Origin of the sequence: Candidatus Thiosymbion oneisti (genome assembly GCF_900092655.1) — a bacterium.
In the GTDB taxonomy this organism is placed as follows: domain Bacteria; phylum Pseudomonadota; class Gammaproteobacteria; order Chromatiales; family Chromatiaceae; genus Thiosymbion; species Thiosymbion oneisti.
This window is the reverse complement of sequence record NZ_FLUY01000206.1, coordinates 1-248: the sequence shown is the minus strand read 5'-3', so window position 1 is coordinate 248 and position 248 is coordinate 1. Positions and strand designations below refer to the sequence as shown.

Sequence of the window (248 nt, the reverse complement as noted above, 5' to 3'; positions counted from 1 at the left end):
TCATCAGCGACGAAACCTATCATAGCTTTGTCGATTCGGGGATCTTCAAGAAACTTCAGGCAAGCGAACGCTGGATTCTGCCTTATAAACTCAAGAAGAGGATCAGGAATGAGGGTAAAGAAGAAGGCTTAAAGGAGGGTAAGGAGCAAGGGCTTCAGCTTGGGGAGAAAATTGGGAAAGAAGAGGGATTAAAAGAAGGGATTCAGTTTGGAGAAAAGAAAGAAAAAGAAAGGGTTATTGAAATAGCA

General features: G+C 42.3%; 1 pseudogene. It reads left to right on the top strand.

The features are described 5' to 3' along the window. A pseudogene (locus BQ17_RS21285) lies at window positions 1–248 on the top strand (hypothetical protein); the annotation flags it as partial.